Here is a 13,800-nt window from a genome sequence, read left to right on the forward strand (position 1 = left end):
GCCGCGGCGCGCAAACACCAATGGTTCGTGAGGAGCTGGGATGAACGAGTCGTCGCTGCGTGAGCTCGGGATGGACCTCATCGAGGAGCGCCAGTTCGAGCGCGCCCTCGCCGTCTTCGCCGAGGCGGTGCGCCGCGTCCCCGCGGACCATCGCTCGCGGATGCTGGCGGCCCGGAGCCTGGCGGAAATGGGGGAGCGCGAGCGCGCCGTCACCGCCTACCACGCGTGCGCGGAGGGCCTGCTGCGGCGCGACTACCTGCTGTCCGCGATGGCCGCGTGCAAGCAGGCGCTGGACCTGTCCCCGAACGAGCGGCGGCTGAAGGACACGCTCATCCGCGTGCACGCGCGCGCGGTGCGCAACGCGCCGGGCCGCGCCGCGGTGCCGCCGCCCCTGCCGCCGGAAACCCTCTACGACGGCAAGGTGAACACGGACCTGATGGGCCTGCAGGGCGAGGAGCTGTCCAACCGCGCGATTGAGGTGCTGGCCGCGCCGGACCCGGGCGGCTCGGCGGACCCGAATAGCCGCCCGCCGCTGCCGCTGTTCGCGGAGCTGGACCGGGAGGCCTTCCTGGACCTGGTGGGCCGCATGGCGTGGCGCCGGGTGAAGCCGGACGACGTGGTGAGCCGCGAGGGCGAGCCCACGGACCATCTCTACGTGCTCGTCGCGGGCAAGGCGGAGGTGACGCGGCAGATGGACGGCGAGGCACGCACGCTCGGTTTCCTCGGCGGCGGCTCCATCTTCGGGGAGATTGCGCTGCTGACGGGCGCGACGCCCACGGCGACGGTGACGGCGGTGTCGGACACGGAGGTGTTCGAGATTCGCCGCGAGCACCTCAACGCGGTGGCCAAGAATCACCCGGCGGTGCCGCAGGTGCTGGCGGACTTCGCGCAGCAGCGCATGGCGCGAAATCTGATGGCCACCTCGCCCATGTTCCAGACGCTGCCGGAGTCGGAGCGCGGCGCCATGCTCCAGCGCTTCGCCTTCCGGGCGCTCCAGCCGCGCGAGAAGGCGCTGGTGGAGGGCGAGCACTCCCCGGGCCTGTTCCTGGTGCTGGCCGGTGAGTTGGTGGTGCAGAAGGAGGACCCTGCGGGCGGCGTGGTGACGCTGGGCGTGCTGCGCGAGGGCGACGTGGCGGGGGAGATCTCCCTGCTGACGGGCCTGCGCGCCTCGGCCACGGTGGAGGCCACGCGCAAGACGGCGGCGGCCTTCCTGGAGCGCGCCGCGTTCCATGAGCTGGTGAAGTCCCATCCGCACATCCGCACGTACCTGGAGCAGCTGTCGGACCGGCGCCTGAAGCAGATTGGCGAGGCGCTGCGCCCCGCGGAAATCATCGACGCGGACGAGCTGGTGCTCGAGCCCGAGGCGGCGTGAGGCGTTCATGGTGACGCTGTCGCGCTCGCGGGTGTTGGGAGTGGGGGTGGCACTGCTCGTCGCCGGGGCGGTGCTGTATTTCTGGCCGCGCCCGGAGCCCGGCGTGCAGGAGGCCATCACCCGCCAGGTGGTGGCGATGACTCGCGCCGCGGAGGAGAAGGACGTGAGCGGGGTGATGGAGTCCGTGTCCGAGCGCTTCAAGAGCGACGGGAGCGGCTGGTCGAAGAAGGAGGTGCGCGGCGTGCTGACGGCGCAGGTGCTGCGCGGTCAGTGGGTCCGCGTCTTCATGACCAACCTGGAGGTCCACGAGGTGTCCCCCACGCAGGGAGACTTCCAGGCGCGCTTCATCTTCGGCCGCTCGCAGGCGGAGAAGGTGCAGGACCTCGCCGCGACCAGCATCCTGAACGCGTACCTCATCGAGGGCACGTTCGAGAAGGAGGACGACGGCGAGTGGCGGGTGGTGCGCGCGAAGTACCGCCCGTTGGACCCGACGGAATTGCTGTAGCTACTGCAGCAGGGCGCCCGTCTCGGTGACCCAGGCCTTGGCCATGGCGCCCTGGCCCGCGGCCTCCAGGTTCTTCTTGATGCCGTCGATGCGCGCGGACAGCTCCTCGCGCGGGGTGCCCTGCGCGCGGGCCCGCACGAGGCCGAAGTAGTAGTGCTGGCAGCCGGCGGCGTACTCGCTCTGGGCGAAGAGCAGGTCGCCCATGGCGGCGTAGGCCTCCGCCAGCGTGCCCGCGCCGGTGTCCGGTGCCACCGTGGTCAGCAGCGCCTTGGCGCCCTCGTAGTCCTTGCGGGCCAGCAGCAGCGCGCCCTTGGCGTACTGCGCGCGGGACAGGCCCACGCCGCGCGCGGTGATGGCCTTGTCGTAGGCCGTCAGGGCCTCGTCCTGGCGGCCCGCCGCCTCCAGCACGCCGCCGCGGGCGAGCCAGTAACGGCCGTCCTGCTCCAGCAGGCTGACCTGCTTCCCGTCCCCCGTCGTCACCTGCACGGGCTTGAAGGTGGCCTCGTACGCGTCCAGCAGCGCCAGCGCGCCGGTGCCGTCGCCGGCCCCTTGCAGGGCGCGCGCGCCGTCCAGGTAGAGCAGGGGGGCGTTGCGGTGCTTCGCCACGGCGGCCTCGAAGGCGGCGCGGGCTTCCGGGGCCTTCTTCGCCGCCAGCGCGCGGGCGCGGGCGAAGAGGGCGTAGTGGTCATCCGGGGTGATTTTCAGCGCCTCGTCCGCGGCCGACACGGCCTCGTCCGCCGCGCCGCGCGCCAGGGCCAGCTCCGCCTTCAGCGCTCCGGCGCGGGACTTCACCACCGGCGTCAACTCCGCGTCGTGGGCCTGCAGGTCGGCCAGCGTCTTCTGCGCCTCCTCCAGCCTGCGGCCCTGGTACGCCTGGGCCAGCGCCAGGGACACGCGCGCCAGCAGGTGGTCAGGGTTGACGGTGGTGGCCTTGGCGAAGGCCTCCATCGCCGGGCCGTACTGGCCCTCGTCGAGCAGGGCCTCGCCCTGGGCGGTGGTGAAGCGCGGGTCTCTGTACGCGGCTTCGGCGGCGCGGGCGAAGGCCTGCCTCGCACCTGGCAAATCACCGCGCGCCTGGAGGGCCATGCCCAGCGCCAGCGTCAGCTTGGGGCTGCTCGCGCCCTGCGTCTTGAGGTCCTCGAGGTACTTCTCCGCCTCCGGGGCCTTGCCCTCCGCGAGGAGGTGCAGGGCGCGCGCGCCGAAGCGCTCGCCGGAGCGGGAGTCCTGCTCCTCCGCGCGCGCCAGGTACTCGCGGGCCTTCGTGTCCGCGCCGGGCTGGTGGTGCTCCAGCCACAGCACCGTCTGGATGTCGGCGGCCAGGGCCTGGGCGTCACGGGCCTTGTCGTTGAGCTGGAAGAGGGCCTCCAGCTCCTTCATGGCCTGGGCGAGGTCCGTGGGGTTGCCGCGCTGGGCGGCGGCGCGGGCCGCGCGCATGCGCTCCTCGGTCTCCTTCCGGATGCCGCCCCGGTGGACGAAGTACGCCACCGCGCCCACCAGCAGCAGGGCGACGACACCCACCTGCATCAGCGCGCTCGCGAAGCTCTCGCGAGGCTTCCAGTCCCTGCGCCCTTCCGTACCCATGGACCTGCCTCCCCCGCTGGGAATGAGTGTTTCCGGACGGTTTCGCCCTCTTGCCGAGTATAGGGGCCGCGCACAGATAGGAACGCCCACTCCGGGTGTCAACGGTGGGAGCCCGAAGGCGTGCGGGCCACACGACACAGGGCGTCAGCCTCCGGGTCTGGCTGGTGCATACTGCCCATCGGAGGTGCGCAATGGCGGTACACACGGCCCTGTCTCCCGAGGCCTTCACCCGGGTGGCGGAGGCGTATGGGTTGGGCGCGGTGCGAGAGGTGACGCCCATTCCCCAGGGCTCCATCAACACCAACCACCGGCTGGAGACGGACGCCGGGCGCTTCTTCATGCGCCACACCACCGTGCGCTCCGCGGACGACCTGCGCTTCGAGTCCGCGCTGCTCGCGCACCTGACCGAGTACCACTTCCCCGGGCCCGTGCTGCTCACCCCGCGCACCGGCGCGCCCTTCCTGGAGCTGGAGGGCGGCCGCGTCAGCGTCTTCCGCTGGCTGCCGGGCGAGGAATTGCGCCACCCGCGCCTCACCGCCGACCACCTGGAGTCGCTGGGCACCGAGCTGGGGAAGATGCACCGGGACACGCAGTCCTTCTCCGGCTCACGCGAGAATCCCTACGGCCCGGAGACGGTGCGGCAGTGGCTGGTGGGCCTGGCGCGCCACCCGGACGCGGAGCTGGCGTCCGTGGCGAATGAGCTGGAGCGCTACCTGGACAAGGCGGAGGCGGTGCGCCAGGGGCTGGAGCCCCGGGGCGTCATCCACGCGGACCTCTTCATGGACAACGTGAAGTGGCTCGGAGACCGCGTGGGCGCCTTCTTCGACTTCGAGATGGCGTGCCGCGAGGCGTACGGCCTGGACGTGGTGATTACGCTCAACGCCTGGTGCTTCGACGGCGGCCAGTACCTGCCCGAGCTGTGCCGCGCCTTCATTCGCGGCTACCAGGACGTGCGGCCCCTGTCCGCCGTGGAGCGCGGCAACCTCTTCGGCCACGCGCTCTTCGGGGCGGTGCGCTTCACGTCCAGCCGCATCCGCGACTACCACCTGTCGCCGCTGCCGGCCGACAAGCTCACCAAGAAGGACTACCGCACGTACCTCAATCGGGCCCGTGCGCTGGCCGCGATGGGGCCCCAGGGGCTGTTCGAGCTGCTGGGGCTGTAGGCCCTTCGCCTCAGATGCCGGAGACGATCTTCCAGGTGCCGCCCTCGCGGCGGAGCACCATCTGCTCCAGCTCGGACTCGCGCTGGGGCTTCGGGTTGAGGCCCGGCATGCGCCAGCTCGCCTTCCAGTAGTAGATGGCGGCGGCGACATCCTCCCCCAGCTGCACCCGGCGGACGTCCAGCTCCACCTTGGGCGACTGGAGGGCCTTGAAGAGGTTCTCCAGGTAGGGGCCGACGTTGGCGGCGGTGAGGTCGTCCTCGGGGTCGGACGGGGTGCCCGCATCCTCGCGGAAGTCCTTGGTGAGGAGCGCCTTGATGGCCTCGGCATCGCGGGCCTCGAGGGCGGCGCGGTACAGCTCCATGACCTTGAGGATTTCGCGCGTGTCGGGGGTGTCGTCGATTTCGGTGCCGGGGATGCGCTTCGGGGCGCAGGCGACCAGGAGGGACAGGACGCTGAGGGCGAGGAAGCGGTTGAGCATGGCGGGGCCTTACGAGGACAACCGAGAGGAAGTCAACCCATTCCCAGGCCCCGCCTGGCGGGCGGGCACAGGGCCCGCCGTCACAGCCCGGCCTTGCGGCTACGCCTTGCGGACGACCTCGGCGATGAACCGGTTGAGCACCGGGACCTCGTTGTCGAGAATCTTCAGGCCCTCGCTCTGGATGATCTTCTCGCCAATCATGGCCAGGGGCTTCATCAGGAACGGCAGCTTGAGGGTGATTTCACCGTCCAGCGAGCGCTCCGTCTGGCCACCGCCCAAGTCCCGCAGGGTCAGCTTGCCCGTGTTCACCAGCATCTTGGAGATGGTGTTCGACGTGGGCACGTTGGTGAAGGTCAGCTCCTTGCGGCGCTTGTCGTACGTGGACGTCTCGATGAAGGCGAAGTACTCGGGCGGCACCTGCTTGGGGCCGATGCTCTGGATGACGGGCTTGGGGCGGTAGCGCACGCGGCGCTTCACCAGGTCACCCTCGCTCTTCACCTCCAGGGGCTGCAGCTCCAGCAGCACGCCGTGGTGCTTGAGGAGGAACTCGAAGTACCGCTCGTCGAGGAGCGCGCGCTCCACCTCGTCCACCGTCCCCTGGATTCGCTGCCTCGTCTCGAACCGCATCCGCGTCCTCCTTGGCTGGGAGCTGCTTCCGTCTCCGCTGTCAGGGCTCCCTGCCTAGCGGAATCCCCGGCTAGCGAAAAGCCTGACGTGGCACCAGTGGACCCCGGAAGGTCGTCTCCTCGAAATCACACCGCTCGCGCCACTCGTCGGCGGTGGCCCGGAAGGCGGCGCCGAAGTCCGGCAGCGCCCCCACCTCGTGGCGCACCGCGCCGCAGTCACCGGCCAGGTAGGCGGACTCCACCCGCAGGCGCAGCGCCTCGCGGCGCAGGGCCTCCGGCAGCCCCTCGTCGGAGAGCGCTCGCTGGAGCTGCTCCCCCGCGAGCACCGGGGCGCCCACCTGGCTCAGTCGCCGGCCCAGCAGGTAGCTGAGGTACGGGTCCCCTGGCAGCGCGGTGAGGGCGCGGTAGAGGAGCAAGAGCCGCAGCTCCTCCTGCGTGGTGCGGAAGTAGGCCTCGATGGGGCCCTTGCGCCCGGGCGAGTCCAGCGCGGCGAGCTTCACCTGCGCGGTGCGCGTCAGGTCCGGCCCGGCGTCCTTCGCCAGCACCACGTCGAGGAACTGGCGGGCGGGCCCGGCCTGCTCGCGACGCAGCTCGACGTCCGCGCGCGCCATGGCCACCTCCGCCTCCAGCACGGACTGGCCCTTCACGCGCTCGGAGTCCGCCAGTGTTGCCAGCACACTGGCCGCGTCGTCGTACCGTTCGAGAGCGGACAGCGCGGAGGCCTGGCCGATGCGGAAGGCGGGCTCGTCGGGCTGCAGGTCCGCCGCGCGGCGGAAGCGCTCCAGCGCGTCCTCGGGGTCGCTGACGAGCGCGTCGCGGGCGGACTCGGACAGCTTCGCCACCTCGCGCGCGCAGGCGCGGGTGAAGAGGCTGCCGGTGCGGAAGCGGGCGAAGGCGCGCGCCACCGCGGCGTCGTCCAGGGGCAGCGCGTCCACGTGGCGCTCCCACTCCGAGACGAGCTCCTCCAGCGGCCGGCCGTAGGCTTCACTGAAGTCCCCGTGCGCGTACACGGTGCGCAGCTTCGGCGCGCCATACGTCTCCGCGAGGTACAGCAGGAACGAGCCCGCCACGGTGTACGCGCGCGAGGGCGCGGATTGGTAGAAGCCCTCCGGCCCCATCAGCTTGCGCATGTCCGGGGCCAGCTTCTGCCGGCGCATGCCCGCGGCCCACTGGTGCAGCGTGAGGTCGCCCTGCACGGGGCCGTCCGCCGCGACGGCCAGGCCCTCAATCAACCCCATCAGCGGCCACACACCCAGCCGGGTGGAGACGCGGAAGGGGCCGCCGCCCGCGGGGGCCGCCATGACGTGCGCCAGTTCGTGGTGCAGCGTGGAGTGGGGGAAGGCCTTGTCCTGGATGTGCAGCGAGTGCAGCCACGGCTTGGCGAACTGGGTGCGGCCGGCGCCCACCAGTTGCTGCTTCTGCTTCTCGTCCTTGTAGAGCCACACGTCGATGCGCTCGGTGGGGGCCACGCCGAGGAAGCGCTGCGTCTGCATCCACCGGAACTCCATGTCCCGCATCATCCGGTCCACGTCCTCGCGCGGCTTGCCCCGGGGGTAGTGGAGGCGGAAGTGCTCCGTCTCGCGGAAGCCGCCCAGCGTCTCCGCGAGGTACGCGTCGTTCATCCGCAGGCCGAGCTCCGGGCCGCGCGTCTCCATGAGGACGATGGCCGTCAGCGGCAGCACCAGCAGGGCCAGCGGGCCAGGGCGCAGGCCGGTGCGGCCCAGGCGACCGGTGCCGGTGTCGAGCAGCCCGGCCGTCAGCCCCGCCAGCACCCACGCCCACAGGAGCGTCTCCAGGCGGAACCAGGCCAGGGCGGGCGTCACCGCCAGGGCCTCGTCGTACAGCGGCCCGGGCATGTGGCCTAAGAAGTGGTTGAACGCGAACACCTGCGGACCCAGGACGATGGGCCATACCGTGGGCACGGCCGACACCAGCACCAGCAGCGCATACAGGCCCACCGCCCGGCCCGGCCGCTTCGCCTTGAAGCCGCAGAAGACGCCCGCCACGGACGCCAGCACGGCCGAGGGGAGGGTGAGCAGGGGATAGAAGCCCACCAGGGCGAAGGGGTCGCACGCGGTGCGCAGCACGGCGAAGAGGGTGGCCGCGAGGAAGGGGGGCACCAGCACCCCCACGTTGAGGACGAGGGCGGTCCCCAGGGCCCGGCCCACGGCGGTGCCGGGGTCCTGCTCCCGGGTGGCGCCGGGGGGGCGGGGGTCCACCCCCAGGAGCAGGCGGCGCTCCTGGGCGGCGGCGGCGATGCCCGTCCCCCCGCCGAGCAGGCCCACGGCGATGGACAGGGCCAGCCCCAGCTCGAAGCCGGGGACGCCGAAGAGGGGCACGAGGACGAGCGCCGAGCCACCGCCCGCCAGGACGAGCACGGTGGCCAGTACAGCCGGGCGGCGCAAAAGGCCCAGGGCACGGGTGAGGACTTGCCGCATGGCCTCCCCTATACTCCCCGCCAGCATGTCCGAACAGAAGACAGGTCCCGAGGCTCGCCAGCACGGGCGCGCGCCCATCGAGCTGAAGGTCGACTACAAGAAGCTCAACTCGTTCTTCGCGGACTACACGAAGAACATCAGCAAGGGCGGCACCTTCATCAAGACGAAGAAGCCGCTGCCCATCGGCACGCGCTTCCTCTTCAAGCTGACGGTGCCCCACCGCGAGGCGCCCTTCGAATTGCTGGGCGAAGTGGTCTGGTCCAAGGCGGACGCGGAGGAGCCCGGCATGGGCATCCGGTTCATCTACAGCAGCGAGGGCCAGCGGGTGGAGTTCGAGACCGTGGTGGAGCGGCTGATGTCCGACAGCCTCGGCTCCGAGCTGACGGAGAAGCTCCTCAACAAGCCGCTGCACCCGCACCCATGAGGGCCTTCCTCCGTGGAAGGGCTCTGGCCGGAGCGCTGGCCGCGGCACTGCTCGTGGCCGGCTGCCAGCAGGAGGCGCAGGGCAGCACGCCCCGTGCCGAGAAGGCGGCGCCCGCGAAGCCGCCGTCCACGGACATCACCGCGGAGGACTACGCCATGCAGCCGCTGCCCCGGGGCTACGTGCGGCTCAAGGACGCCTTCGGCGGCGTGCACCGCGTGGAGGTGGAGATTGCCGCCACGCCCGACGCGCGCACCCGGGGCCTGATGTGGCGCAAGGAGCTGGCGGACGGGAAGGGCATGCTCTTCCTGTTCCCCTCCGAGGACGTCCAGGGCTTCTGGATGCGCAACACGCTCATCCCGCTGGACATGCTCTTCATCTCCTCGGACCTGCGCATCGCCGGCATCGTCTCGCGCGCGGAGCCGAGGACGCTCAACTCCCGCTCGGTGGGGCTGCCCAGCCAGTACGTGCTGGAGGTGCCCGGCGGCTGGACGGAGAAGGTGGGCGTGAAGAAGGGCACCGCCGTGGAGTTCGAGGGCGTGTCCGGGATTCGCATCGTCCCCTGAGGGCTGCTTCAGCGGCCGGGCGTCATGAAGAAGTGACGCATCTTCCAAGTGGTTGCCACACGGCCTGCGCAGGATGCGCCCGCGTTCGCGCGTCCTCGGGCCCGTGAATCACCTTGGAGGAGTTACTCAATGTCTTCTCGTCTCATGGGGCTCGCCACCAGCGCGATGCTCCTCGGCAGCACCGTGGCCGTCGTCGGCTGTGAGGGCGAGCAGGGGCTCGCCGGAACGCAGGGCCCGGCCGGACAGGATGGGCAGGACGGCGCCCCCGGCCGTGACGGCACCAACGGGACTCCCGGCCAGGACGGCGACGATGGCGCCCCGGGCCAGGACGGCGACGATGGCTCCCCGGGCCAGGATGGTGACGACGGGCAGCCCGGCTCGCAGGGGCCCGCGGGTCCGGGCTCGTATGGCCAGCCCGGTCCCGGCGCCATCACCCGCTCGCCCGGTGTCGAGGCGGGCACGCCGCTGTCCTCGGTGATTGCGATTACCTTCCGAGGCGACCTGGGCACCGGCGCCGGCAACCTGCCCGAGTACGTGAAGGCGCGTGTGAATCAGGTGGTGGCCGGCCAGATGCCGACGCCCATGGTGTTCCCGCTGCCGCCGGCGTCCACGGACACCGTGCGCACGGTGCCGGGCCTGTTCTCCTCCACGGTCATCAAGTGGATGGACCCCATCGGCTACAGCAAGACGAGCCCGCGCTTCGGCGCCAACGTGGACTACATCGCCTTCTTCGGTGACAAGTGGTCCGCCAATGGCAACGCGCCCCAGTACAACGGCAGCGGCTCGGCGGCGTGGATGTGGATCAACCACGAGTACATCTCCGGCACCAAGCCGAGCACGGGCAAGGCGCCCCTCGGCCAGCACCTGGACTTCGCGAAGTTCCTCCGCAACACGGCCGTGCTGCCCAACACCGTGACGGACGGCACCACGTGGCAGGCCAACGAGCTCGTCACGTACAACAAGGAGTGGAAGAAGCAGCTGGGCGGCTCCTGGATTCGCGTGGTGCAGGACCCGGCCACCGGCGAGTGGGCCGTGGACCGCAGCGCGGCCAACCTGCGCTACGACGCCTCCAGCGCCACGCTGGCGAAGGTGGTGGGCGTGACGCTGTCCGGCACCGAGCGCGATGACAGCGGCGCCGTGCTCCCCGACGGCGTGGTGCCCGGCACCCACTCCAACTGCTCCGGCGGACAGACGCCGTGGGGCACCATCTTCACGGGCGAGGAGAACGTCCAGGGCGTCTACGGCGACCCGGAGCTCGCGCTGTGGGTCGACGGCAGGAACGAGTGGACCGCCAACGCCCAGGGCTTCGCGCCCGGCGCCCCGGTGGCGCCGGACTTCTCTGCCCCCGTGTCCGGTGACCTCGTCAGCTCCGACGTCAACTCCACCCACCGCAAGGACGGCTACGCCTACCTGACGGAGATCGACCCGGGCCAGCCGGGCGACCTCTGGTACGACAAGGACGCGGCGAAGCCGGGCGAGGGCCACCGCAAGCTGGGCATCATGGGCCGTGCGCACTGGGAGAACGCCGCCTTCGTGGTGGACGCCAACTGGAAGCTGCTCAACAACCAGCCCATCGTCATCTACGGCGGCGACGACCGCCGGGGCGGCCGCATCTTCAAGTTCGTCTCCAGCGGCAACTACACCGCGGGCATGACGAAGAAGCAGGTTCGCGACCTGCTCAACGACGGCAAGCTGTACGCCGCGCACTTCGCCGGCCTGGACAACAGCACGGGTGACACGCTGATGGGCGGGGTGATTCCCACCGAGCAGGCGCCGGGCCAGGGCCGCTGGGTGGAGCTGAGCGTGGACAGCCAGGACCTGGCGCCCAACGGCGAGGCCTACGGCCAGCCCACGCTGACGGTGGGCGCCGCCCTGCGCGACGCCAACTACAACGCGGTGGGCGGCTTCACCACCGACGACCAGGTGCGCAAGGTGCTCTTCACCGTCGCCAACAAGCTGGGCGTGATGGAGCTCAACCGTCCGGAAGACCTGGAGTGGAACCCGAAGGACCCGAGCGGCCAGCCGCTGCTGTACGTGGCCTTCACCGAGCACGGGCAGCCCACCTACCTGGACCAGCAGGGGCGCGTCGCCACCGCCTGGTTCAATGGCACCAGCTGGGTGACGAAGACCCGCGGCGCCACGGACAACCGCAGCGGGGACCGCGTGGGCTCCATCTTCGGCATTCGCGAGTCCAGCACCTCGGCGCCGGGCGGCTCCAAGACGTTCACCTACTTCCGCGTGTGGAAGGGCGAGACGGCCTCGCTCAGCGCGGCGCCCGAGTACTCGGCGGCCAAGCCGGACAACATCCTCATCGACCGCGACGGCGGCGTGTGGTTCGGCACCGACGGCAACTTCGGCGTCAACAAGGTGGCCGACAGCGTCTACTACCTGAACCAGAACCCGGCCCATGTCGGCAGCGAGTACTTCCGCCGCGCGTTCCGCGTGCTCTCTCTGCCGAGCGACGCCGAGGCCACCGGCCCCGCCTTCAGCTCGGACATGAAGACCCTCTTCGTCAGCGTCCAGCACCCGGGCGAGGACAACTTCAGCGTCTGGCCGTAGTCGCAGTCACTCAAGGGAAGTCGCAGTCACGGAGGTCGAGACGGATGTCCGCGGGGTCGAAGGGAGTCGTGTCGGGAGCCCTCATCGGGCTCCTCGCGCTGGGACTGGTGTTCAGCGCCGTCGGCGTGTGGAGGGCCCGCCAGCCTCCCGCGCCGGAGCCTCCCTTCGACCCGCTCGCGCAGGCGCTGGCGAGCGGCAGCCGCGTGCTCAACCGCGAGGCCCCCATTCCGTCCATGTGTTACACGAAGACGGAGGGGGCCTCGAACCCGTGCTGGACGTGTCACACGGGCGGCGTCGGCGACAACGTCATGGGCGACGAGGCCCTGCAGGCCGAGTACGCCTTCAGCGACGTGGGGCAGACGAACCAGTGGACCAACCTCTTCACGGACCGGTCCGCCGCGCAGGCTGACCTCTCCGACGACGAGGTCCTGGAGTACATCCGCCAGGACAACTACGCGCCGCTGCGGGCGGCGCTGCTGGGACTTCCGGGCGGCTTCAAGGGCTGGGTGCCGGACCTGGACCTGGCCCGTGGCTTCGATGACGACGGCTTCGCCCGCGACGGAAGCGGCTGGCGGGCGGTGCGCTACAAGCCCTTCCTGGGCACCTTCTGGCCCACCAACGGTAGCACCGACGACGTCTTCATCCGCCTGCCAGCCGCCTTCCAGCAGGACGCGGAGGGGCGGCCTTCGCGGGAGATGTACCGACTCAACCTCGCCATCCTCGAGGCGGCGATGACGGTGGACCCTGCGCTGACGGACGTGACGCAGGCCGTGCGCCGCGTGGAGCCGGTGGACGAGCGGGTGGGTGGCGTGGACCTGGATGGGGACGGGGTGCTGGGGTCCTCGGTGGAACAGGTGCGCGGGCTGCCGGCGCGCTACGTGGGCGGCGCGGCGAAGGTGGCCGTGCGCCAGTACTTCTACCCGCGCGGCACGGAGTTCCTCCACACCGTGCGCTACGTGGACCCGGATGCACCCACGCTGCTGTCCGCGCGCATGAAGGAGGTGCGCTACTCGCGCAAGGACGAGGAGCACGAGGGCCTGCGCGTGAGGGGCTTCTACGCCGAGGAGCAGGAGAAGAAGCTGCAGGGGCGCCTGCCCGTGTTCCCCGGCAACCCCGAGCTGGGGCTGGTGAACGAGTTCGGCTGGCGCCTGCAAGGGTTCATCGAGGACGCGCGCGGGCGGCTGCGCGTGCAGACGATGGAAGAGCACGCCTTCTGCATGGGCTGCCATACCAACCTGGGCGTGACGGTGGACCAGACCTTCGGCTTCCCGCGCAAGGTGCCGGGCAGGGAAGGGTGGCGGCATCAGGACCTGCGCGGTCTTCCCGACGTGCCGCAGGCGGGCCACGCGAAGCCGGAGGTGCTGACGTACTTCGAGCGCGTGAAGGGCGGAGACGAGTTCCGCGCCAATGACGAATTGCTCTCGCGCTTCTTCCCGCACGGCACGCTGGACGAGACGTCCGTGCGCCGCGCCGCGAAGGGCGGAGACCGGGACCTGGCGTGGCTGGTGACGCCATCGCGCGAGCGGGCGCTGGCGCTGGGCCGGGCCTACATGGCGCTGGTGCGCGAGCAGGGCTTCACGAAGGGGCGAGACACGCTGCTCGCGCCGCCGAAGAACGTGCTGGCGCGGGTGGAGAACGGCTCCACGAGGCTGGAGGACGCCGGCCTCATCTTCGAGGACGGCCGGCTGCACCTGACGTGGGAGTGAGCAGTCGGGGGAATGGACTCCTCGCCGCGCCCCGCCTCCAGCAGTTGCCGCATATACGCGCGCACCGCCTCCAAGTCACTCGCGTCTCCGGGCGGCCGCTGCTCCGCTTCCAGAGTGCCTTTCTCGTCAGCGCGGACAGAAGGGCCACATCGATAGGCCGCAGCGGCATGCGGTTGCGACGCCTGTTGACGGGTGCGGAGTCACCTCCGAATTCGGACGATTCGGCCTGGCGCGCGGTCTTCGCAGCGGTAGATGCCGCACAGCCGCCGGACGAGGAGGAACTCCGGTGGCGGTGACGGACGCCCAGGTGAGGAAACTGATGGAGGAGTTGACGAAGCACGGAACCCTCGGACTCGCTGCGGCGAAGTCCGGAATGGCCCTCTAA

General features: G+C 70.9%; 11 protein-coding genes. 7 read left to right on the top strand and 4 right to left on the bottom strand.

What is annotated here, in order from left to right:
- Positions 1-40: 40 nt before the first annotated feature.
- Together G4D86_RS26295 and G4D86_RS26300 are read left to right on the top strand one after the other, a co-directional pair.
- Entirely contained in the window at positions 41-1,372 is a 1,332-nt protein-coding gene (locus G4D86_RS26295) for a cyclic nucleotide-binding domain-containing protein (RefSeq protein WP_163996787.1), read from the top strand.
- A 7-nt stretch (positions 1,373-1,379) separates the two neighbouring features.
- Entirely contained in the window at positions 1,380-1,877 is a 498-nt protein-coding gene (locus G4D86_RS26300) for a hypothetical protein (RefSeq protein ID WP_163996788.1), read from the top strand.
- Here the strand turns inward: G4D86_RS26300 and G4D86_RS26305 are convergent, their stop codons facing one another.
- Positions 1,878-3,458, bottom strand: a complete 1,581-nt coding sequence (locus G4D86_RS26305) for a tetratricopeptide repeat protein (RefSeq protein ID WP_163996789.1) — start codon at positions 3,456-3,458, stop codon at positions 1,878-1,880.
- A 191-nt stretch (positions 3,459-3,649) separates the two neighbouring features.
- Between G4D86_RS26305 and G4D86_RS26310 the strand changes: the two genes are divergently transcribed.
- Positions 3,650-4,621 carry a homoserine kinase gene (locus G4D86_RS26310; RefSeq protein WP_163996790.1) on the top strand — a complete coding sequence of 324 codons (972 nt, stop codon included), beginning with the start codon at positions 3,650-3,652 and terminating at the stop codon, positions 4,619-4,621.
- 10 nt (positions 4,622-4,631) lie between these two features.
- On the opposite strand, the gene G4D86_RS26315 is transcribed toward G4D86_RS26310, so the two are convergent.
- From G4D86_RS26315 to G4D86_RS26325, 3 genes are all read right to left on the bottom strand, one after another.
- Positions 4,632-5,099, bottom strand: a complete 468-nt coding sequence (locus G4D86_RS26315; protein WP_163996791.1) for a nuclear transport factor 2 family protein — start codon at positions 5,097-5,099, stop codon at positions 4,632-4,634.
- A gap of 99 nt (positions 5,100-5,198) precedes the next feature.
- Positions 5,199-5,726, bottom strand: coding sequence for an SRPBCC family protein (locus G4D86_RS26320; RefSeq protein ID WP_163996792.1), 528 nt, complete (start codon positions 5,724-5,726; stop codon positions 5,199-5,201).
- Positions 5,727-5,796: 70 nt separating this feature from the next.
- Complete coding sequence (locus G4D86_RS26325) at positions 5,797-8,163, bottom strand: tetratricopeptide repeat protein (protein WP_205519743.1); 2,367 nt, start codon at positions 8,161-8,163, stop codon at positions 5,797-5,799.
- 25 nt (positions 8,164-8,188) lie between these two features.
- On the opposite strand from G4D86_RS26325, the gene plpQ reads away from it, so the two are divergent.
- The 4 genes from plpQ (at position 8,189) to G4D86_RS26345 (ending at position 13,415) form a co-directional block, all read left to right on the top strand.
- The gene (plpQ, locus tag G4D86_RS26330; RefSeq protein ID WP_163996794.1) at positions 8,189-8,587 is read left to right on the top strand and encodes a motility regulator PlpA; all 399 of its coding nucleotides are present in this window, start codon (positions 8,189-8,191) and stop codon (positions 8,585-8,587) included.
- Positions 8,584-9,150 carry a DUF192 domain-containing protein gene (locus G4D86_RS26335; protein WP_163996795.1) on the top strand — a complete coding sequence of 189 codons (567 nt, stop codon included), beginning with the start codon at positions 8,584-8,586 and terminating at the stop codon, positions 9,148-9,150. Before plpQ ends, G4D86_RS26335 begins: the two co-directional genes overlap by 4 nt.
- A 129-nt stretch (positions 9,151-9,279) precedes the next feature.
- Positions 9,280-11,709 (top strand): PhoX family protein, encoded by a 2,430-nt coding sequence (locus G4D86_RS26340; RefSeq protein WP_163996796.1) that lies wholly within the window; start codon positions 9,280-9,282, stop codon positions 11,707-11,709.
- 44 nt (positions 11,710-11,753) lie between these two features.
- Entirely contained in the window at positions 11,754-13,415 is a 1,662-nt protein-coding gene (locus tag G4D86_RS26345; RefSeq protein ID WP_163996797.1) for a hypothetical protein, read from the top strand.
- The last annotated feature ends 385 nt before the right edge of the window (positions 13,416-13,800 follow it).

It is taken from the genome of Pyxidicoccus caerfyrddinensis (genome assembly GCF_010894405.1).
GTDB classification, from domain to species: Bacteria; Myxococcota; Myxococcia; order Myxococcales; family Myxococcaceae; genus Myxococcus; species Myxococcus caerfyrddinensis.

What these genes read in the sequence shown, in the direction of transcription:
- G4D86_RS26335 (WP_163996795.1), top strand. Translation starts at nt 8,584, where the DNA reads ATGAGGGCCTTCCTCCGTGGAAGGGCTCTGGCCGGAGCGCTGGCCGCG.
- G4D86_RS26340 (WP_163996796.1), top strand. Translation starts at nt 9,280, where the DNA reads ATGTCTTCTCGTCTCATGGGGCTCGCCACCAGCGCGATGCTCCTCGGC.
- G4D86_RS26315 (WP_163996791.1), bottom strand. Translation starts at nt 5,099, where the DNA reads ATGCTCAACCGCTTCCTCGCCCTCAGCGTCCTGTCCCTCCTGGTCGCC.
- G4D86_RS26295 (WP_163996787.1), top strand. Translation starts at nt 41, where the DNA reads ATGAACGAGTCGTCGCTGCGTGAGCTCGGGATGGACCTCATCGAGGAG.
- plpQ (WP_163996794.1), top strand. Translation starts at nt 8,189, where the DNA reads ATGTCCGAACAGAAGACAGGTCCCGAGGCTCGCCAGCACGGGCGCGCG.
- G4D86_RS26345 (WP_163996797.1), top strand. Translation starts at nt 11,754, where the DNA reads ATGTCCGCGGGGTCGAAGGGAGTCGTGTCGGGAGCCCTCATCGGGCTC.
- G4D86_RS26310 (WP_163996790.1), top strand. Translation starts at nt 3,650, where the DNA reads ATGGCGGTACACACGGCCCTGTCTCCCGAGGCCTTCACCCGGGTGGCG.
- G4D86_RS26320 (WP_163996792.1), bottom strand. Translation starts at nt 5,726, where the DNA reads ATGCGGTTCGAGACGAGGCAGCGAATCCAGGGGACGGTGGACGAGGTG.
- G4D86_RS26300 (WP_163996788.1), top strand. Translation starts at nt 1,380, where the DNA reads ATGGTGACGCTGTCGCGCTCGCGGGTGTTGGGAGTGGGGGTGGCACTG.
- G4D86_RS26325 (WP_205519743.1), bottom strand. Translation starts at nt 8,163, where the DNA reads ATGCGGCAAGTCCTCACCCGTGCCCTGGGCCTTTTGCGCCGCCCGGCT.
- G4D86_RS26305 (WP_163996789.1), bottom strand. Translation starts at nt 3,458, where the DNA reads ATGGGTACGGAAGGGCGCAGGGACTGGAAGCCTCGCGAGAGCTTCGCG.